This window comes from Bacteroidota bacterium (assembly GCA_013360915.1).
GTDB lineage: Bacteria > Bacteroidota > JABWAT01 > JABWAT01 > JABWAT01 > JABWAT01.
Genome location: JABWAT010000022.1, coordinates 20,672 through 42,500 on the forward strand (window position 1 = coordinate 20,672; position 21,829 = coordinate 42,500).

At 49.8% G+C, this 21,829-nt stretch carries 14 protein-coding genes, 1 tRNA gene and 1 rRNA gene (1 of these 16 only partly in view); 4 read left to right on the plus strand and 12 right to left on the minus strand.

Annotated features, from left to right (window positions below; genetic code table 11):
- Positions 1–49: 49 nt before the first annotated feature.
- From HUU10_14305 to cdd, 6 genes are all read right to left on the minus strand, one after another.
- Entirely contained in the window at positions 50–3,280 is a 3,231-nt protein-coding gene (locus tag HUU10_14305; GenBank protein NUQ82779.1) for a hypothetical protein, read from the minus strand.
- A 113-nt stretch (positions 3,281–3,393) separates the two neighbouring features.
- A complete protein-coding gene (locus tag HUU10_14310; GenBank protein NUQ82780.1) occupies positions 3,394–5,004 on the minus strand; it encodes a hypothetical protein in 1,611 nt (536 codons plus the stop codon).
- Positions 5,001–5,825, minus strand: coding sequence for a purine-nucleoside phosphorylase (locus tag HUU10_14315; protein NUQ82781.1), 825 nt, complete (start codon positions 5,823–5,825; stop codon positions 5,001–5,003). Before HUU10_14315 ends, HUU10_14310 begins: the two co-directional genes overlap by 4 nt.
- Positions 5,822–7,162 (minus strand): NupC/NupG family nucleoside CNT transporter, encoded by a 1,341-nt coding sequence (locus HUU10_14320; protein NUQ82782.1) that lies wholly within the window; start codon positions 7,160–7,162, stop codon positions 5,822–5,824. The genes HUU10_14315 and HUU10_14320 overlap by 4 nt, the downstream gene beginning before the upstream one ends.
- A gap of 5 nt (positions 7,163–7,167) precedes the next feature.
- Positions 7,168–7,737, minus strand: a complete 570-nt coding sequence (locus HUU10_14325) for a thymidine kinase (protein ID NUQ82783.1) — start codon at positions 7,735–7,737, stop codon at positions 7,168–7,170.
- A gap of 3 nt (positions 7,738–7,740) precedes the next feature.
- The gene (cdd, locus tag HUU10_14330) at positions 7,741–8,154 is read right to left on the minus strand and encodes a cytidine deaminase (GenBank protein NUQ82784.1); all 414 of its coding nucleotides are present in this window, start codon (positions 8,152–8,154) and stop codon (positions 7,741–7,743) included.
- Between the two features lie 211 nt (positions 8,155–8,365).
- On the opposite strand from cdd, the gene HUU10_14335 reads away from it, so the two are divergent.
- On the plus strand, positions 8,366–10,153 hold the full coding sequence (locus tag HUU10_14335) for a WD40 repeat domain-containing protein (GenBank protein NUQ82785.1): 1,788 nt from the start codon (positions 8,366–8,368) through the stop codon (positions 10,151–10,153).
- A 55-nt stretch (positions 10,154–10,208) separates the two neighbouring features.
- A tRNA-Val gene (locus tag HUU10_14340) sits at positions 10,209–10,286 on the plus strand.
- Positions 10,287–10,952: 666 nt separating this feature from the next.
- Here HUU10_14340 and HUU10_14345 read toward each other — a convergent pair.
- The 5 genes from HUU10_14345 to HUU10_14365 all read right to left on the minus strand — a co-directional run bounded on the left by HUU10_14345 (position 10,953) and on the right by HUU10_14365 (position 16,019).
- Positions 10,953–12,383, minus strand: a complete 1,431-nt coding sequence (locus HUU10_14345; protein NUQ82786.1) for a DUF3987 domain-containing protein — start codon at positions 12,381–12,383, stop codon at positions 10,953–10,955.
- A complete protein-coding gene (locus tag HUU10_14350; protein NUQ82787.1) occupies positions 12,380–13,030 on the minus strand; it encodes a toprim domain-containing protein in 651 nt (216 codons plus the stop codon). Before HUU10_14350 ends, HUU10_14345 begins: the two co-directional genes overlap by 4 nt.
- A 364-nt stretch (positions 13,031–13,394) precedes the next feature.
- Positions 13,395–13,619 (minus strand): helix-turn-helix domain-containing protein, encoded by a 225-nt coding sequence (locus HUU10_14355; protein ID NUQ82788.1) that lies wholly within the window; start codon positions 13,617–13,619, stop codon positions 13,395–13,397.
- Between the two features lie 187 nt (positions 13,620–13,806).
- The gene (locus HUU10_14360) at positions 13,807–14,700 is read right to left on the minus strand and encodes a hypothetical protein (protein ID NUQ82789.1); all 894 of its coding nucleotides are present in this window, start codon (positions 14,698–14,700) and stop codon (positions 13,807–13,809) included.
- Positions 14,701–14,711: 11 nt separating this feature from the next.
- Positions 14,712–16,019: a site-specific integrase gene (locus HUU10_14365; GenBank protein ID NUQ82790.1), complete on the minus strand. Its 1,308-nt coding sequence runs from the start codon at positions 16,017–16,019 to the stop codon at positions 14,712–14,714.
- A gap of 521 nt (positions 16,020–16,540) precedes the next feature.
- On the opposite strand from HUU10_14365, the gene ahpC reads away from it, so the two are divergent.
- A complete protein-coding gene (gene ahpC, locus HUU10_14370; GenBank protein NUQ82791.1) occupies positions 16,541–17,104 on the plus strand; it encodes a peroxiredoxin in 564 nt (187 codons plus the stop codon).
- 56 nt (positions 17,105–17,160) lie between these two features.
- Entirely contained in the window at positions 17,161–18,747 is a 1,587-nt protein-coding gene (gene ahpF, locus HUU10_14375) for an alkyl hydroperoxide reductase subunit F (protein NUQ82792.1), read from the plus strand.
- A 588-nt stretch (positions 18,748–19,335) separates the two neighbouring features.
- Here the strand turns inward: ahpF and HUU10_14380 are convergent.
- Positions 19,336–21,829 (minus strand): 23S ribosomal RNA (locus HUU10_14380) (it continues 418 nt past the right edge of the window).

Here is a 21,829-nt window from a genome sequence, read left to right on the forward strand (position 1 = left end):
AAAAAACCGGGACCTGCCTTCTGATTCACAGACAGATCCCGGCATCAATTTAATCGCTCCGCTTCACTTCCATAAAGAACCGGGCTATGTTTTCGAGACTTCCGCTGGCTTTTGAAATGGAGTGAATGGAATCCACCATGTGGTTACTGGTCTCGGCGATTTCACGCAGACTGGTGACCATCTGGCTGTTGGCAATGGTTTGCTGGGCGGTCGATTTGGAAATACCGGTTGCAGCTGTGGTGACTTCCTGCTGGGATTGTGTGAGTTCACCCACCGATCCTGACATCTCCTTGCTGATTCCCACCGTATCCATCACAAACTTGTGGGTATCCTTGCTGCTCTTCACCACCGTTTCCATGTCTTCCATCATTTCATTGATGTTCTGCTTGATCTCCCGCGTGGACTGGTTGATTTCATGCGACAGGTTGCGGATTTCATCTGCAATAACCCCGAAACGCCGGCCCATGTCACCGGCCATGGTGGCTTCGATGGCTGCGTTGAAGGCAATCAGCTGGGTCTGATCATTCACCGATTCAATGAACTGACTTACCTTCCTGATGTTTTCCATCCGCTCGGCCAGCCCCTTGATCAAATGCATCTGTTCGGTCGTGGCCGATTGTACCTTATCCATCTGGGTGATGGTCTGCCGTGTCTGGAAATTCACCTTGTCGAGCACCTGCTGGGTCTTGATGGCCAGGTTACTCACCTTCATGGCCGACTCTTCGATAAACTTATTGCTCTGGGCCAATTCCTCCATGGTGGCTGTGGTTTCGGCAATGGAGCTCGATTGCTGAACGGTACCGGCCGTCATGGAGCTGATGTTTTCGTTAACCTGAAGCGACTCTTCATAAATCTGCTTCCCTTTGGCATCCATTTCATGAAGTAACTGGGTCAGCTCGGCATCTTTTTTAATAATGTCAGCGGTCCGCTCTTTAATCGAGGCTTCCAGTTCTGCATTCCGCTGCTGAAGAGCCCGGCTGCGGATTCTGATAAAGGACAGCACCAGGGTGGCCGTACCCAGAATGTAAATGACGATCATCCACCAGGTCACATACCAGTGAGGCTCCACATTGAAGGAGAGAACCATGGGCTCGCCCCAGGCCCCGATTTCCTTCGAAGCCCGGACCTGCAACTCATAAGACCCGGCCTTGTTCACACTGAAGGAATAGGAACGTGACGTTCCAGGATCGGACCACTGATCATTCAGACCGACAATGCGGGTCTGATAGTAAATATCATCGGCGGGGTAGTCGATGGCATAATAATCGAACTGAATGGTCGAGGTGGAGGGATCCAGCGACTGAAAGTTGGTCGAGAAAAAAGAAGCCAGATTCGTTCTCCAGGAAGCCATCCGGACCGTTGGTCTGAACTCGCTGACCGCCTCTCCGGTGGTATAACTGACTCCAACGTTGGTTCCCATCCATAAACGGCCCTTGTTATCGCGTGTGGCCGACCGGATGGAGAAACTGGTCGATTCCAGTCCGTTTCGTTTTCTGAACACCCGCTTGCCCACCACCTCTCCGGTGGCATTCAATGTAAGCAGGAACAGGTAACGGTTGGTTCCAACCCAGGTCCGGGTTCCATCGTGAACCGAAAACCGCACGTTATCCATGGGTGTTAACTGATCGGTAACCACCTGTTCCAGCGTTTTTCCGGGGGTCCAGATGTACAATCCACTCGAGGCGCCAATCCAGATGCGGTTCTGGTCGTCCCTGGAAAGGTAATCAAACAAGGCCAGTGAATCGGGAGCGGTTGCATAGGACGACCAATCGAGTGGTTTCAGCTTCTGTGCGGCCGGGTCGGCCTGATACATCATCCGGTTGGAACCGCCGATGTAAATGTTTCCATCCTTGTCTTCAATGGCCGAATACAGATTCGATTCAACCCCGTTTTTCTGATCGTACAGCTGAATCGCACCCGATACTGTATTGAACATCACCAGTTGCGTCAGGGCCGGAAGCCAGATTCTTTTCTTTGAATCCATGAACGCATGTTCGATGCCGCCGGTATTTGGCAACCGGATCTGCTTTTCGGTGGCCAGCGTGGTCAGATTCACCAGAAAAACCTGATACTCACCGAATACATACAGGGTGTTTTCGGGTTCATCGAGAATCATGGATTTTGTAAACAATCCCGAGACACCTCCCGCCAGCCGTCTGACACGCTTGGAGCCATCTTCAAGAACAAAAACGCCCTCATAATTCGAAATAAAAGCACGGTTGCGGCTATCCACCACAATTTTAGATACATAGCGGTTAGGCAACCCGTTCTCTTCAGTCACGTTTCTGAAAATGGTGAACGGATTGAGGTAAACGCCGTCATCACACAGGATCCAGGTGTTACGCTGCCGGTCCACCTTCACATCCTTCAGATAAGGGGATTTGATATCGAAGGGTTTTCTGGTTGTGTTTGTTTTGCTATCCCAGACCAGATAACCATACCCATCGGTGGCCACATGGTAACTGCCGTCGCCCATGGGTGTCAGCCGGTTAACCATTCTCAGCTGCTGATTCACCATCCGCGCGGTGGATTGCTGTGGCTGCTCAGGATTGATGGTCACTTCGAATAACCCGGTGCTGCCCGGATTTCTGGTATTTTCGCTGGTGCCAACCAGATACTTATTGTCCCCGACCGGATAGATGATCCGGGTCAGCGGATCCATTCCGGGGATCGGAACAGGAACCGGATTTTTCAGATCGGCACTCACATACCAGATACCCGATCCCAGACTGGTCACCCACATGCCACCCCGGGAATCTTCTGCAAAATCGAAGGAACGTACAAAATCACTGGCAAAGTAGGTTCCTGAAGGGAACGTCAGCTTGGTTACCATTTCGCCGCTGATCACATAAATGACACCATCCGAGGCCGCCCAGATTCTGCCCTTTGAATCCTCGATCAGATTCAGAATCCGCATATCGGGGGTTTCTTTATCCAGCGGGAATTTGGTAAAACCGGCCCTCAGGTTGGCAGGATCAGCCGTCGCAAGTCCGGTATTGGTCCCTACCCACAGTTGTTCTTTGCTGTCCAGAAGCAAATACTTCACATAAATGGAAGGAAGACCGTCCTTCAGGTGGTAATTGGTGAAATTGTATCCATTAAATTCGGCCAGCCCGTTGTCGGTGGCGATCAGCATTTCACCGGATGGTAATTGCAGGAGATATTTCACATAACTCGACGGCAACCCTTCATCCAGGCCATAGCGGTAAAGCAGTGCCGACTGTCCGTACAGAGCTGCGGAGAGGAAAAGGGTCAGAACGGTTAGCAGGAACCGTGGCATACATCCTCCGAACGGCCGACAGGGTTCTGCCTGTGCAGCCGGTTATGATTGCGATTGTTCAGACAAATATACGCAGTCCCCTGTCAATCCATCAGGGAAAGCGTACCGGTGGGTTATTTTCCGCGGGAAGCCATATGGCCGCCGAAGGCTTTTTCAATGATCAGGGGAAAATTCTCCTGCCAGGCATCTTCAAATACGGTCGCCTGAAAGCGGACACCTTTCGTATCCATCAACGAGGTTACCGTCAGAAAATCTGTCATCTGATCACCATTTTTTTGTTGCAGTAAAATAAAATTCAACATGGGTTTGATGTGGTCCGGCATGATATTCAGATAGTATGCCGGATACTTATCGGTCCAGTAATCGGGATTCCCGGCATCGACATGACTGGCCATCAGAGATTGGGTCAGCCGGCCATTCACCGATGCAACCGAAGAAAACAACGTTGGGTATTTAATACCATAATACATGGCTGCCAACCCTCCCTGACCAAATCCGGTCAGAAAACGGTAGTCTCTGTCCGGGATGGTGCGGAGGGTAAGATCAAAATTGGCACCAACCCCGTTCATGAAGAAGTCTTCAAAATTATACGCATCAGAATGGGCCGACTTCATATACAGGGAAGGCCCTCCATCCATGAAAATAACAATGGCAGGCTTCATGTGGCCCTTTTCAATGGCCTTATCAAACTTCTGATCGATCCGGTAAGCCACCCAATCCTGAGTGCGGTCCAGAAAGTCGTTGAAGACATAAATCACCGGATAACGCCGTTTCACATTGGTGAAATAGTCGGGCGGCAGGTACACGTAAAACTCGCGTTCACCACCCATGTTTTTGGCATCAAGCACATTTTTATAAAACCGGCTCAGGTTTCCGGTCTCTTTCCAGACACCATTCACCTGTTTGAAATATCTCATCTCTGTACCCGAATCGACCAGGGTATCCTGTTTCCAGAGATTGTACTGATAGTAAAGAAATTTTCGTCCGTCCGGAAGGGTCTCGAAAAGGAAATTGCCATAGTCGAAATGCATGCCTTCGAGCCGCAGGGCAATGAACTTGTAGAAATTCATCTTGTCTGATTTTCCAACCCCATTGTCGGAATATCCGCCATGGATGAACTGAGTAAATTCATCAATCCGGTTCCGTATCAACAGAGAATCCATGCGTTTCATGGTTCTGACAAGACGCCGGTTTTCTTCATCCTGAATCACGGTTTCCGGGACTCCCGAACTGATCGGAATCAGGCGCTGATCGGTTTGGCCTGCAAGCGAGGGCGTTTGCGGATTGTGAATCACAATCAGATTGGTGGCCGGATGCACCTGTTTGAGCGAATCCAGATCGAGCAGTAAACGGTACCGGATTGAATCCCTTGTGATGAAAGAGGACAATGAAACCGGACCGGGATAAACGGTCACCTGAACCAGGGATGGATCATCGGCCGGAAAACCCACCACAGGTAATTGACCCCGCTCATGCGATCCGTTCAGATGGATTCGTGTCCATGGAACCGCCGCCGCAGCCTGACTCAGTTTGAGTGAGTCAGCTGGCCCTTCGAAAAAGACGGCCCACGACGTATCTGCAAACTCCCGGCCCATGGCGCCATCGGCCATTTCATAGGAATAGACCCACCGGATCACGAGGGGACCGGTTGGTTCGGCCTCCCGGGAAGGTGATCCGCAGCCGAGAGCCAGAAAAGTCAGCAGAAAGGAAAGCAATTTTATCATAGCTCACTGATGATTGAATGAATCCATCGGGTGAAAACAGCCTTACGAGCCTGCCCCACCTCGTTGACTTCGGAATGAGAGAGTTTGCTGTCCGACATTCCGGATGCCATGTTGGAAATCAGGGAAATTCCCAGCACTCTCAGTCCCAGATGGGCCGCCTGAATCACTTCCATCACCGTTGACATTCCAACGGCATCGGCACCCAGCACCCGTAACATCCGTATTTCGGCCGGGGTTTCGTAACTCGGACCGGTAAGTGCCAGGTACACTCCCTTACGACAGAGAATTCCTTCCCGGATGGCGATTTCTTCGGCCCTGGCAATGAGTCCGCGGTCATATGGCTCACTCATATCAGGAAATCGTGGTCCCATTTGATCGGGATTCGGTCCGATCAGCGGATTTCTGAACTGAAAACCAATGTGATCGGTGATCAGCATCAGATCGCCCACCGAAAAGCCCGGGTTTATTCCACCTGCCGCATTGGTGACGATCAGGGTTTTCACACCCAGGTGCCTGGCGATCCAAACGGGAATAACCGTCAATGCCGGTTCATATCCCTCGTAAACATGTAACCGGCCTTTGAAAGCCAGAACCGTCTTTCCACCCGATTTTCCGAAAATGATCTGTCCGGCATGTCCGTCAACGGTGCTGGCGGGATAACCACTGAGTTCTGAAACCGGAATAATCACCGGATCGGTCAGCGTGGTGGCAAAATCACCCAGTCCGCTGCCCAGAATGATAGCGAGATCAGGAACGCCCTGATATCTGGCACGGATCTGCCCGGCAAGCGCCTGCGTCAGGGTGGCAACGTCGGTACTCATCCCAACACCCCGGCGATGGAGGCCGTCATCAGTGTGGCCAGGGTTCCGCCAAGAACTGCCCGGAGTCCAAGTTTGGCCAGATCGGACTGGCGATGAGGGGCCAGCGGTCCGATTCCGCCGATCTGAATGGCAATGGAGGAAATATTCGCAAATCCGCACAAAGCAAAGGTGGCCATGGTGATGGTCTTCGGATCCAGCATGTTGGCTTTTACCATGTCGGCAAGGTTCAGGTAGGCTACAAACTCATTCAGGATGATTTTCGTACCGATCAGTGATCCGAAATTAAGTGCATCAGCGACCGGCACTCCGATTCCCATGGCGAGGTACTGAAGCACCAATCCCAGCATGAGTTCAAGTTTCAGTGGTTGTTTGTAAGTGTCGACCAGCCAGGCATTCAGGCCGGTTACTTCTCCCAGCTGACCCAGCAGCCAGTTCACCAGCGCAATCAGGGCAATAAAGGCCAGCAGCATGGCCCCCACATTTAGCGCGAGTTTCAGTCCGTCTGCGGCCCCGGCTGCAGCCGCCTCAATGACGTTGGAAGATGTTTTTTCCACTGGCACTTTCACATGTCCGGTTGTTTCAGGCGTTCCGGTTTCAGGTACCAGAATTTTAGCAATCAGCAAGGCTGCCGGTGCGGCCATGATACTGGCACCCAGCAACTGACCGGCAAACTGAATCTGTGCTTCCTGAATCGGGATTCCTTTTGCCTGTGCAAAGGAAAACCCAAGCATCTGAACGTAGGAGGCCATCACCCCGCCGGCGATGGTAGCCATTCCGCCAATCATGACTGCCATGAGTTCGGACTGGGTCATTTTACCGATAAACGGTTTGATCACCAGCGGTGCTTCGGTTTGCCCGACAAAAATGTTGGCTGATACACTGAGGGTCTCTGCGCCTGATGTCCTGAGCGATTTTGAAATCAGCCAGGCCACTCCCTGAACTACTTTCTGCATGATCCCCAGATGGTACAGCACGCTCATGATGCTGGCAAAGAAAATAATGGTTGGCAGAACCTGAAAAGCGAAGAAAAAGCCGAGAGAGTCGTTGAATCCGGGGCTGATGGCCAGATTTCCGAAGACAAAACGGGATCCCTCAACGGTAAATGCCAGTAACTGAACAAACACAGTGCTTACAAAATCAAAGGCCATTTTTGGCCACTCCAGCGGTGACCAGATCTGACCGAGGTCGCGTCCTCTGATAACAAAAATGCCGAAAACCACCTGAAGACTGATTCCAATTCCCACGAGTTTCCAGTTAATGGCCTTCCGGTTGCTTGAAAACAGCCAGGCCAGACCGATGATAATTATGAGACCCACAATTCCCTGAAGTATAAACATGCCGGCTATCCTTTCTTTTCTGCTGGAGGGGGAACAAAACAATGTCTGCAACGGGGCTCATAGCTGTCCTTAGCACCCAACTGAACCCGGCTGGTGGCCGCTGTCAGCCGCTGGGACCGCAAAGCCGGAGCCCCGCATACCATGCAGATGGCCTGGGTTTTGGTAATGTATTCGGCAATGGCCAGCAATTGGGGAACCGGCTCAAACGGGAGTCCCCTGAAATCCTGATCCAAACCGGCACAGATGACCCGCTTTCCGGCATTCGCAAGGTGTTCAACCACAGGAACGACTTCCATTCCCAGAAACTGGACCTCATCAATACCGATCACATCGGCATTTTCGCTCAGAAGGATCATCTCGGCCGCACTTTCAATCAGGGTCGAGGGAATGGATTGATCGCTGTGCGCCACGATATGGGTTTCGCTGTAACGGTTATCCAGCCGTGGTTTAAAAATTTCAACCCGTTGCCGGGCAATCTGCGCCCGGCGGATGCGGCGGATCAGCTCTTCGGTTTTTCCCGAAAACATACTGCCGCAAATCACTTCTATCCAACCGGGGCGAACGTGGGTTTCCATGGGTCAGGAAGGCAGGTCCGAAGCGCTGAAATGATCGGGTAACAGGTCGCTGCAGGTGACCGTACGGACTGAGTTGTCCCGGTGAATCAGGTGAATAGCCAGATCAGGACCAGCCAGGTCCATGAGAACCTGCCGGCAGGCTCCGCACGGATGGGTCCAGGCAGGGGCATCACCGCACAGGTACAGGTCGGTAAAAGTGGTTTCGCCTTCAGAAATGGCTTTGAATATGGCCACCCGTTCTGCACAGATCGTCAGACTGTAGCTGCTGTTTTCAATATTGCAACCCGTGTAAAGTGCCCCGGAAGAAGTGACCAGCACCGCTCCCACTCTGAATAGAGAAAAGGGGGCCCGTGCTTTCGACTGGATGGTTCTTGCAAGGTTGATTAATCGTTCGGAAGGATGTCCGGTGGTATTCATATCAGACAGAAATATAAATCCCTGACGGTATAAACTCAACAAAATCAGAGACTTCCGGACCGTTGTGTTTCAAAAATCTGCTGTTTCTTTGTTATTTTAGAAAGTTATTGGCCAATCAGAGCCCCAGGGGCCTGAAAAGGACCGGCAAAATGCCTCCTTTCTCAGCGAATTTTTCAATTTGTAATCATCAGAAACGTCTTTCAGAGTACTTATGATCGATCAGGCAGCCATTTCCAGAATTTTCCGCGATTCACCGAAACTCCGTCTCGGCAGCGGAAGTTTAAAATCCCTCACCCTGCATCCGAATGGTCGCGAGGTGATCATCGGAACCACCGTCGGTATGGAAATCAGGGACCTTCATTCCGGTGAACTGATCCGTATGGTCGACTGTCATGATGATTTCGTGACCGCTGTGGCCGTTTCTCCGGTTAATAACCAGGTGGCCACCGGCAGCGATGATCAGACCGTGATTATCTGGAATCTTGCCGATTATACGCCCATCCGCACCATACAGGTCAAACAGGGCCCCATCAATGCCATTGCATTCAACCTGCTTGGCACTCAGATAGCCGTCGCCAATAAAACCGGCAAGACCCTCATTTTCGAAGTTAAATCCGGTGCCCTGGTTCACACACTTGAAGGACATAAGGACTCGGTCTATTCTCTGGCCTACAGCGGCAACGGAAAAGTCCTGGTTACCGGCTCACGTGATTCCACCGTCCGGGTATGGGACCCCTACACAGGAGACTGTACCAGGATTTTTGAAGGACACAACGGCTCCATTTATTCAGTAACGGTCAACAGCAACGGGACCGTTGCGATCAGTGGCAGCTGGGATAATACCATTAAATGGTGGGATATCCGCTCCGGTGCCATGATCCGCAGTGTGGAAGCCAATAAGTCCTCCGTCGAAGTGGTTACCATCAGTCCGGGCGATGAAATCGTGGTGGCGGGCGGACTCGATAAATCTTCCACAGTCTGGGATTTTCATGAAGGCATTTTACTGAATACCCTGCAGGGTCATGACTTCGGCGTCTATGCTGCAGCCGTCACCCGCGATGGGAAAACCATTCTGACGGCATCGGATGATGGCACCTGGTGTGTCTGGAATACCGATTCCGGTGAATTGATACGCAAAACCAACGGATTTAACGGTGCGGTGGAATCGGTCATCTGGGAGCCGTCCACTGATCGGTTGATTGCCTCGGGGAAGGGAAAGCAGATCCGGTTCTGGAACCTGGAAACGCGCGACATCGAACGGGTTATCGACCATCCGACACACGTGAAGGATATGATTGCCGATACCCGGCGTAACCGGTTAATTGTGGCCGGACTCGAAAAGTCTCTCCGTTTTTACCACCTGGTCACCGGTGACCTTCTCTCCACTACCGATGTTCATGATTATTATGTCAACAATGTCCTGCTTTCTTCAGACGGACAGTACATTCTGACGGCCGGATGGGATATGCTGATCAAATTGTGGAAGGCCGATGACCTTACATTGATCCGGTCCTTTGCAGGTCATAAGGAATCTATTCTTAAAACCCTGATATCTGAAGATAACCGGTATCTGGTCAGCGGGGATGAAAAAGGAATTGTGATGGTGTGGGATACTCACACCGGCGATCTGGTGGCCGAGGTTCATGCCCACTCGGGTCCCGTCACCGGCATGGTGTTCGATCCAGACGGCGATAGCCTGTTTACCACGGGCAAAGACGGACATCTGATTGATTGGGCATTCCCTGCCATGACCAAACAACGTCACAGCGTTCCGCATGAAAAGGGAACCCTTTGCCTGATTCAATCGGCCAAGAACCATTTTCTGATTACAGGCGGTGGCGATAAGCACATTGCTGTCATCAACCGGAAAACCCATCAGAAGGCTGCCCAGCTGAAAGGACATCAGAGCCGTGTCATTTCCCTCCTGACCGATTCCGGTGACCGTTTACTCGTCAGCGGTAACGTGGATGGTACCATTTACGTCTGGAAACTGGGTTGATTCTGTCTTCTATTGACAACCCGCGCACCAAAGCGTAACTTTGCATTCCCTTTAGGGGCGTTTAGCTCAGCTGGTCCAGAGCATCTGCCTTACAAGCAGAGGGTCCGGGGTTCGAATCCCTGAACGCCCACCAACAAGGCCTTTTCTGATATCAGGAAGGGCCTTTTTCGTTTTTAGGGTACAACATAGGGTACAACATTGCAGAAAATGACCTATCTTTGTCCCATCCATAGCCGGGGGTGGTCCTTAACTGGGCTGCCCCTTTTTTGTTCAAATAAAAAAGGCCACCCAATCAAGTCGGATGGCCTCTCCCGAGTCATGACCCATTAGTAGGCAGGGTCATTCCAAAACTGCTCTATTTCCTTTAATTAACGTATTTCTTCCTGTTTGTCTCCTGCTCTCAGGAAGTGACAGAACCGGCTCAATCTCATTGAATTAAGTATCGGGGTTTTCTGTCTGCTCGGATCGGTGGCGAAACTATCAGGGCCATTTAAAAGAATCAAAAGTCAAAGGATGGGCAGCCCGTTTTCTAATTATTTCTTAACGGAATGATTCTATATTTTATTAACCCTCAATAAGAAAAATCTATCTCTAAGGGAATCCCGGGGTTCCGTGCATCCGCTCCCTGAATCCACCGGAAAGGACCCAAAAAAATAGGCAGCGTCCCCCTTTCATTATCAGCTTCAGAATTGTCAAGGTTTACCGAATGGCACTTGGCACAAGTGGCATTTGTGGCACAAGTGGCTTTTAGTTCATGCCTTTAATGCCGGTCGTGCCGTAAATGCCAAATGCCATCGGCTTAAATTAACTTTTCGTATTCACCCCTGCTTGTCCTGCAGAACAACCCTTTGTCATTAAGGAACCGCTTAAAGGTTCTTTCTTTCATCCCCAGCCTGACCACTATTTGTAAGCCTTGCTCGGTCGTAAATGTATCTGGTAAGGCATTGTAAACGATCTGTTTATCGGCAGGATGTTTATCCAATGGGCTGGCATTTTGCAGAATTGAATTTACTTTTTCGGCAGACCTTTTGAAGTACTCAACCAACAAAATAGCCCCGTGAACTGCCCGTAATCCTATAGCCTGTTTATCGCTTTCGTTGCAGGCATATTGAAGTAATTCAAGTATCAAAGCGAACCGTGCAACATACGTTTCCATCTTGCTGAAAATACCGCTCAACGTCTCGTTGTCTGCTTTATTGCTTTGGTCTGTGTTAAACCTCTGCCATTCTATTAAGGCTTGTTTTGCTTCGGGTTTAAACATTAGAACTATGGGACTGGGGTTCCCTGTATCATCAATTGGAACCGACAAACTCAAAAGTTTATGGATGATTGCTTTCCACCGTTCTGAAATATCGGGTGGTAACTCCGTCTCGCTCCAATATTCCTTTCTTATATTATCGGGAATAACAAACAGGATCCTGTCAATAAACCCGTTTTGAGTCCGGTTTTCTTTGGCAAGTTCATTCAGGATCCCGTTTTGCATAGTCCCGGCCACCGAAATAAATGGCAAGGGAATAAAAATGGGCTCCCCTGTTTTCCGGTCAATGTTGATTGGCCTTCCACTCCATTGACTCAACCAAAACTCCATCTCGCTGCCTTTATTGTACCGATTGAAGTTTTTGAACCAACCGGCCAATTCATCAACGTAAACCCCGATTCCCCGTTTATTGAACTTGTGGACTTCTGCAAGGGCCTCAGGTGTGAAATCCGAAATCAGGTACTTCTGCCAATGGGGTTTAACCGTTTCGTCAATGGCTTGGTCTTGCCGTTCTTTCTTTGGAAGGTTGACCATTTTTTCATAGTCCCTTCGTTGTTGTTCATATAGACTGTAAGATTTCCTGTCCTGATCAACGATTGGCTGAAGGGCAAAGCTTAATGGGTGGCTTTTATTCGTTCCTGCCCGGGCAACAATGGCAAGGTATAAGACAGAACTTTCCACCCATCCCTTTTTAACCTCAGCTCTATGGGTATTCCCAATTGCAATGGAAAGGGCATAAAGCAGGGAAGACCCGATGAAGTCGGCAGGATATTGTAGGCTTTCATTTGTTGCAGCAATGATTTCTTGAACAGTTTGGGGGAATACTTCAACCGGGAAAATGTTTGTTTCTTGGTCTTGGGGTAGATCCGTTTCGGTTTCATTAACCCCGGACCCGTTGATGTTGTGTTGCAATGGCTCATCCTTGGAAAACTCATCGGCATGGCTGTTTAATGAAAACAGGGGACTTTTCATTTTTCACCCCCGGATGATAGGACAGTCCAATCGGTCCATTCATAGGCATCACCGATCAATCGTTCATTGTTTTCAGGCCAAGAATCATGGACCCTTAAAAATTCATCTGCAAGGTCCCACCCATCAACCCGGTCAGGGAAGGGGTCCATTATCTTAACCCTGCAACCGTATTGGGTTAATAATTGAGCAGCTTTTTCTGCACCCTTCCGTCCCGGTTCATCTGCATCAAAATAGATCAGGATATCCCTTCCGGTAAGGTCCCGGGCCTTTTCTTTTGTTACCCCACTGGTCCCACCGGATGCCAACCAAACATACTTAGGCATCCAACGGTAAAGGGTCAGGACTGTCTTTTCACTTTCAACCAAGGCAATCGGTTTTCCTTTGTTCCCGGCTTGGTTTATCTGGTGGACCCCGTAAAAGGGAACAGGAATCCCACTTCCAATAAAACGGGTTCCATCCTTCTTCCTTTTCAGGTCCAGTCCGTACCGGATGGTTTTTATATTAACTGCTTTTCCATCAATGGACCGGTAAGGAAAATGGATTTCAACCCAATCAGGACCACTTGCATCGAAACCGATTTCCCAATCCATTAAAACATCAAGATCCCAAAAATATCGCTTCAGGGCAGGGAGTAGTCTGTTATCCATTGCGCTTCAACCCTTTCAACTGTTCCCTGTATTTCTGTATTTCGGCCTCAATCTGCTCCTGGCTTACCTTCACCCCTTCCCGGTATATTGGCCGGATCGGGATGTTTCTTGGTGGCCTGTGGGCTGTTCTGTGGGTCAGGTGGTTCAGGATATCATCAAAGGAACAACCTGCAAAACAATAGAGTAAAAGTCTCCCGGTTCTTGCATCCTCCGAAATACATAGGGATGGGGATCTGTCGGCATGTGCCGGGCAGCAGGCGCTGTATCTTGGATTACCTTGTGGGTCCTTTCCGCTTTGTCGGACCTTTTCCAATTGTCCCAATACTTCATCAAAGGTCAGTCGGTTTTCCATAGCCATTCCTCCTTACCTTGCCTTGGGTTTTCTTTTGGATGGGTTCTGCTTCAGGGCCTCCAAGACCTCCGAATACAGGTAAAAGACCTTCCGGCCACCGGGGGTTTCATGATAGGGAAGTCTCCCAATCCGTCTCCATCGGTTTGCGGTTTGTGGGTGGATATCAAAAAGCCTGCAGACTTCCTCGGTGGATAGTGGCTTTTCTTCTTTGGGGAAGGCTTCAGAAATCCGGGTCATGACTGACTGGGAAACCGCTTCAGTCAAATCCGGAAGGATGGCTGTTAATTGCTCCCGGACTGTCTGCCCGAGAATGTTTTCAAAGTTATTCGGCATTGCAATTGTCCCTTTGTTAATGAAACAATTGCAAGGTCTCCCTTTGTTTATTGTTGACTTGTATCAGTTAAACAACTAAACAAAAGAACAGTTATTCCCTGTCAAAATAGTGTTTATGTTGGATTCTCCAATCAATCAATTCAGGTACATTCCCTGCGGTTTCATAGAAGTACCCCCTCAGGGTGGGTTCAGAAACGGTTTGTCTGTTACCCCTCTGCTCTGCATATCGATCTGCGATTTCCGGAATAAAGACCCCCGAAAATGAAATTTTTTTCCCGGGAGTTTTTGGCTTCCATTCCTTCAAAATCTTTATGATCAGATCAACGGCTTTCGCTTTACTCTCGGTCCTGTGGTGTTTTTTTGATTTGATAGTGGGGATGGGTTCCTGAACAACATTACCCCCGGACTTCCCTAATAATTCAGGGACTTCCTTCAGGGCCCTCTTTTCATTTTCCCGGATCCGTTTATCCAAGTCAACCGGGTCAAACTCCATCAGGTCAGGGGAAAAGGAATAGGCCAAGTTTGAACCATCCCGGAACCAACTGAACCATCCGGGGTTTTCCCTGCCAAAATAGTAGGATGAGTAAAGGTCACTTATCTGGCCAAGGATTTGAATCCACGTTTTCTGCTCTGTATGGTCCTGCAATACCCCGGCCCGGGTTATCCCGGTCCAATCCGTACCGGCCAAGGCTCCAACCTTCCTAACTCTCTGCAGGAAGATATGCAGCTCAATTAAAAGGTCTTTAAGGATCCAATCATGGAAAAGTTTTGTCTGTTCACAAAAATCAATTATTCTGTCAATTTCACTTCCTTGGGTTTCCCAACTTAGGTAAAGGGATGGAACGTCCCGGGTATGAAGGATGTGGATTTTAAACCTTTTCTGTTCTTCCACCACTTCAATCTTAAAGTATTTCTGATCCATCGGGGTGACTTGCAGGGCTTGGGATAGACGTACCTTGGCCCAATCAAAACTATTCAGATCCATTGCCTTTCCTTTCAGATTTTCTTGAATGCCTCTGTAAACGCCACCACGTTAAACCGGAAATCATCATGACTGTAAATCATGGTCGTTTTCAGGTCTGAATGACCCAAGGTGGCTTGAACAACTTTTGGGGGTAGTCCTAACTGATGACCAAGGGTGGCCGTTGTGTGCCGGGCTGTGTGGGTCCCGATCAGGTTCCATTTTGGATGGGTAACCGTTATTTCCTTGGCTCCTTGGTATCGGGTAATTTTCACCGGTTCATTCAGTCCGGCTTCCTGTCCCAACTCCTTCAGGTACTCATTGTACTTTTGATTGGATGGGACCGGTAAAAGGAAGTCGTATTTTATCAGGATTTCTTCTGCCAAGGGTATCAGGGGAATCTTTACAAAGTCCCGGGTCTTTTCTTGTCTCTTTTCAATGAACCGATATTCCTTTCCTTCAATCTTAATATCTTTGACCGCTTCCCGGGTCATGGTCTTCAGATCAGAGTAACGAAGACCGGTCAGGCATTGAAAGATAAAAAGATCCCGGATTCTCTCAATTTTGGCTGTTCTTGGCTTCAGGGCAATGATTGACTGCAGTTCCGGAAGGGTAAGGAATATTTTCCCGGCCTTCCTTGTTTTGACCATTGAAAGGGATTCAAAAAAGTCGGGGTGGATCGTTATTCCTGCCTGTTTGTACGTCTCGGTCTTTTGTGTTTTCTTGGCTGCAGCCTGAAGGGTCCTGATTACCTTGTGGGCTGTATTATCCGTCAATCCAACCTCAGAGTATAAGAAAGAAAGAAACCCCTGCATAAAGTCAGAATTGAATTTTTCCGGGTTCACTGGCTTTCCTTCCTGAATGCAAAACTCCCTCAGATACTTAAAGGCAGTCCGGTAAACTTTTAGTGTTCCTTCATTAATCCGGTTTCCCTGCTTCAAAAGAATCTCATTGAAAGTCTGTTCAAAACTGAAAGGCTCTTTCACTTGAACCGGAAGTGGTCTGATCTGATTGACCATTGCAGCTTTCCAACCGGTCACCCGATCCTCCCGGGTCTCGGACTTTATCATGATCTGATGGGCTGTCCTTTTTCCTTTTTCAATCAGTTCACTGATCATCCGGTTTTTTAATGCCCATTCCGGATCCGTTCTCCTGACCGCCTTTTTCGTTGGGTCCCAATCCTTCCGGTAAACCTTCAGGCCTGTGTAAACCCTTGTCCGGTCCGTCCGGCCAAAATTACAGTCAATATAGATCAGGTGTTCATCCCCATCATCCGGGGTGGAACCTGCCCCAAGGGACTTCCTTTTAAGTGTGAGAAAGATATTCAGACCACCGTAACCCATAACAACCCCCAAGGATGTGTGGGCTAAAGATAGGAAGGGTACAACATAGGGTACAACATTTTCGCTTATCCATGATTACTATAAATAAACATTAATAATCAGAGATAGGCCTAAAGTATTGAAAATCAATGGACTTATGACTTTTAGCAGGAAGGTAGGATATCATAGAAAAGCGAAGGTTCTGGGCCCTGAACGCCCACCAATCAGGCCTTTCTTGTTATCAGGAAAGGCCTTTTTCGTTTTTAGAGTTTTACCCTTCCCATCCCGTTTAATCAGGACTCTTCCCTTTGTCTGCAATGGCTGCCAGTCAGACTACATCAATCACCTGTCCGTACTCAAGGTCAGAGCATACTCTGAACACCCTCTTCCTCTGATCTCTGACTTTCAGATCACCACTTCCCTGGTTCCGCAAAGAATATAGATAATAATTATCGACAGATACGATATTATCTATTTTACTTATTGAGGATTTCCGCCGGACCTTTGTATCACAAACAAACACAAATCAATAGAGGAAACACATGTCACAAATCGGAAAAAAAATCGTTGACTTCAAAGCACAGGCTTTTATTAACAACGGATTCAAAACCATTACCACACAGGATGTCATGGGCAAATGGTCAGTCTTTTTCTTTTACCCGGCCGACTTCACCTTTGTCTGCCCGACCGAACTGGAAGACCTGGCCAATCTGTACGACCAGTTTAAATCCATGAATACTGAGATCTACTCGGTTTCCACCGACACGCACTTCGTTCACAAAGCCTGGCATGATGCGTCGGAAACCATCCGCAAGATTAAATACCCCATGCTTGCCGATCCAACAGGGGTGATCACCCGCGGATTTGATGTTTATATCGAGGAGGAAGGACTGGCAGAGCGGGGCACCTTTATCGTCAATCCGCAGGGTGAAATCGTCTCCTATGAGGTGGTTGCAGGAAACATCGGAAGAAACGCTGCCGAACTGCTCCGCCGGCTGAAAGCCCTTCAGTTTGTAGCCAGCCATCCTGGTGAAGTCTGCCCGGCCAAATGGGAAGAAGGAAAATCCACGCTTAAACCCAGTATCGATCTGGTTGGCAAAATCTGAAAATGGTTACCGGAAGGGGCAGAGGCTCCTTCCGGACCCATGGAAAGGGCACTCACATGTTAGATCAGACCATTAAATCCCAGGTCAGCGAACTGTTCGCCAGACTCAATAGTCACTATCAATTCAGAATCTTGGCCGGCCCGGCTCATCCGAACCGCGAAGAACTGATCACCCTTCTGTCTGAAGTGGCCTCCTGCTCAGAGAAAACAACGGTGCAGATCTCAGAGGGAACTGGGTTGTCCTTTGTCATAATGAAAGACGGCCAAGCCACTCCCGTTGTTTTCAGGATGATTCCGACCGGTCATGAGTTCACGACCCTGTTGCTTGCGGTTCTGAACCTGGATGGCATCGGAAAAAATCTTCCCGATGATTTGCTTCAGGCACGGATCAGGGCTCTTCCCGGACCCATTCAGATTAAAAGCTATGTTTCGCTCACCTGTACCAACTGTCCCGATGTGGTTCAGGCTTTAAATGTGCTATCCTTCCTGAATCCCGGCATTCAGCATGAAATTCTGGATGGCGGACTTCACCAGTCTGAGATAGAGAAACTTGGAATACAGGCTGTACCCTCGGTTTATGTAAACGGCACCTTGTTTCATGTCGGCCGATCCACACTGGGTGAACTGCTCTCCAAGCTGGAGGATCATCTGAATGTAACCGGCACATCACCGGCCGGAACGGTTCAGCAGTTTGATGTTCTTGTGGCTGGAGGCGGACCTGCAGGGGTCTCGGCAGCCATTTATGCGGCAAGAAAAGGATTCTCGGTGGCCATAGTAGCAAACGCCATCGGAGGCCAGGTGAATGAAACCCTGGCCATTGAAAACCTGATTTCTGTTCCGCAGACCACCGGCAGTCAACTGGCCGGGAATCTGCGGCAGCACCTGAGCGAATATCCAATAACCATTCTGGAAAATCGTCTGATTGAATCGGCAGAAGTGGTCCATGGAGTGAAACACCTTACCACCTCATTGGGCGAAACCCTCAAGGCCCCGGCTCTCATCATTGCCACCGGAGCCAGCTGGCGTCGTCTGAACGTACCGGGTGAAAAGGAACACATCGGGGCCGGCGTCGCCTTTTGCACCCACTGCGAGGGCCCCTTCTATAAGGGCCGGAAAGTGGTGGTGATTGGTGGTGGCAATTCCGGATTGGAGGGTGGAATTGATCTGTCATCCATTGCCTCTGAAGTCACGTTACTCGAATTCCTTCCCGAATTAAAAGGCGACCAGATTCTGCAGGAAAAGCTTCGGTCCAAACCCAATGTCCGGATTGTCACTTCTGCACAGACGCTCCGGATCGAAGGAACCAACGGTAAGGTAACCGGACTGGTCTTCAAGCACCGAGAAACCGGCGAGGAAGAGCTACTGGAAGCAGACGGGGTCTTTGTTCAGATCGGGCTCAGTGCAAACAGCAGTGTTTTCAAATCACTGGTTGAAGTGAACCGCGCAGGAGAGATACTGGTTGATGCCCACTGCCGGACCAATGTTCCTGGCATCTATGCGGCTGGCGATGTGTCTGTGGTACCTTATAAGCAGATTGTCGTGGCCATGGGCGAGGGCGCTAAAGCTGCCTTGTCGGCCTTTGAAGACACCATCAAAGGAAATCTGGGTGTGATGCAAACCTCGGAGGCCACCTTGGCTCAATAATATAAAAGCCGGCAGGCAGGGGCGGGTCAACCGGTCCGTCCCTGTCGGATGCGGTTCATCCGTTGATACAACCCATCCAAACCCACCTCGCTCCTATCCTCAGAATCATTCCCCGGTCACTCTGTAACTCTCAAGGAAACATACGTCAGACAAAAGGACTGTAAAAGGCGTTGTCTGTTCAGAAGGATTCCTTTGCAATCACACGGACATAAAAGCGTATAAACGATCAAAGTGGACATTCATCCGAAATTGGACAAGAGGAAAGAAAACAGGGGGATATTGGGAATGAGGAATTGGGAGACAATCCCTTTGCGAAGGTGATAAAAAAAAAGCCGGCAGTGACCTACTCTCCCGGGTGTGTGGACCCAGTACCATCGGCGCGGCAGGACTTAACTTCTCTGTTCGGAATGGGAAGAGGAAATTCATGATTGAACGTGCGTGATTGCAACAAAGTGGGACAAGACGGGGAAAGAAACATTTAATTGTCAGAAAAGGGCAGGATCGGTTGAAGGATCCTTTTATAAAGCAAGTGCATGGGGAAAGCCCACCGCCCGATTAACGGACAAGAGTGGGATTGTGGTCAGGGGCAGAACCAGTTAAGCCGCTCGACTGATTAGTACTCCTCTGCTGCAGCTGTTACCAGCCTTCCACATAGAGCCTATCGACCTGGTCGTCTTCCAGGAGTCTTCAGTCCCGATAAATCGGGAGGGAAGTCTTATCTTGAGGCGGGTTTCGTGCTTAGATGCTTTCAGCACTTATCCCATCCGAACATAGCTACCCGGCAATGCCATTGGCATGACAACCGGCGCACCAGAGGTTCGTCCATCCCGGTCCTCTCGTACTAAGGACAGAGCCTCTCAAACTTCCAACGCCCACCACAGATAGGGACCGAACTGTCTCACGACGTTCTGAACCCAGCTCACGTACCACTTTAATTGGCGAACAGCCAAACCCTTGGGACCTTCTCCAGCCCCAGGATGTGATGAGCCGACATCGAGGTGCCAAACCTCCGCGTCGATATGAACTCTTGGCGGAGATCAGCCTGTTATCCCCAGCGTACCTTTTATCCTTTGAGCGACGGCAATTCCACTCTCTACCGCCGGATCACTAAACCCTGCTTTCGCATCTGCTCGACGTGTCTGTCTCGCAGTTAAGCTCTCTTATGCTTTTGCACTCAACGTACGATTACCAACCGTACTGAGAGAACCTTTGGGAGCCTCCGTTACTCTTTGGGAGGCGACCGCCCCAGTCAAACTACCCGCCTAACACTGTCCGTAGACCAGATTCATGGCCCGACGTTAGAATCCGTATAAAGCAAGGGTGGTATTTCAACGGTGACTCCATGATGGCTGGCGCCACCACTTCAAAGTCTCCCACCTATCCTACACATGCTTTATCCAAACCCAATGCTAGGGTGCAGTAAAGGTGCATGGGGTCTTTCCGTCCCGTGGCGGGTACCCGGCGTCTTCACCGGGACCACAAGTTCACCGAGCTCGTAGCCGAGACAGTGGTCAAGTCGTTACACCATTCGTGCAGGTCGGAACTTACCCGACAAGGAATTTCGCTACCTTAGGACCGTTATAGTTACGGCCGCCGTTTACTGGGGCTTCGGCAGGTGTCAGTCCCTATACATCGTCTTAAATCGACTTAGCAGAGACATGTGTTTTTGTTAAACAGTCGCTTGACCCCTTTCACTGCGGCCGGCTTCAGCTTCAGACGCGAAGTCTTACACCTACAACCGGCGCCCCTTATCCCGAAGTTACGGGGCTAATTTGCCGAGTTCCTTAGCTACGGCTCACTCGCACACCTTGGTATATTCTACCCGTCTACCTGTGTCGGTTTGCGGTACGGTCACCTTTGGACAACTTACGAGGTTTTTCTCGGCAGCCTGTTTATCAGTCAGTTGACCTGGCAAGCCAGATCTTCCCGTCACTTCTCGGCGTATGCCCGAACGGATTTGCCTGTCCGGACCGCCTACCAGTTTGGAAGAAGTTCCATTTCCTCTCTGACCTTCACTTCTGCGTCACCCCTTAAGTTAACGCCCACCGGTGGTACAGGATTATTAACCTGTTTTCCATCACTTACGCCTGTCGGCCTCAGCTTAGGACCCGACTAACCCTGCGTCGACGAACGTGGCGCAGGAACCCTTAGACTTACGGTGGAGGAGATTCTCACTCCTCTTATCGTTACTTATACCTACATTTGCTTTTCCATGCGCTCCAGCACAGGTTTCCCTGCACCTTCTGTGCCCATGGAATGCTCTCCTACCAATTCACTCCTTAACGGAGGATTCCATAGCTTCGGTGACCGGTTTGAGCCCCGATAATTATCGACGCCGGATCACTTGACCAGTGAGCTATTACGCACTCTTTAAATGATAGCTGCTTCTAAGCGAACATCCTGGTTGTCTCAGTAATCCAACATTCTTTCTCACTTAACCGGTACTTGGGGACCTTAGCTGATGGTCTGGGTTGTTCCCCTCTCGGACATGGATCTTATCACTCACGCCCTCACTGCCGTGGACCATTTCGCAGGTATTCGGAGTTTATCTGGGGTTGGTACCGCTGTGGCAGCCCTAGCCCAATCAGTGCTCTACCCCCTGGAAACTACTCACGACGCTGCTCCTAAAAGCATTTCGGAGAGAACGAGCTATCACCGAGTTTGATTAGCCTTTCACCCCTAGGCTCAGTTCATCCAAATGGTTTTCAACCCAAAATAGTTCGGACCTCCACCCCGTTTTACCGGAGTTTCATCCTGACCAAGCCTAGATCACACGGTTTCGCGTCTACGGCAAGTAACTCTAATCGCCCGTTTCGGACTCGCTTTCGCTGCGGCTCTACGACCCTGAAGGTCTTAACCTGGCTACTTACCGTAACTCGTAGGTTCATTATGCAAAAGGCACGCCGTCGTCTCACGAAGAGACTCCGACAGCTTGTAGACAAACGGTTTCAGGTTCTGTTTCACTCCCTTCATCAGGGTGCTTTTCACCTTTCCCTCACGGTACTGGTTCACTATCGGTCACTAAAGAGTATTTAGCCTTATCCAGTGGTCTGGACAGATTCCTGCAGAATTCCACTTGCTC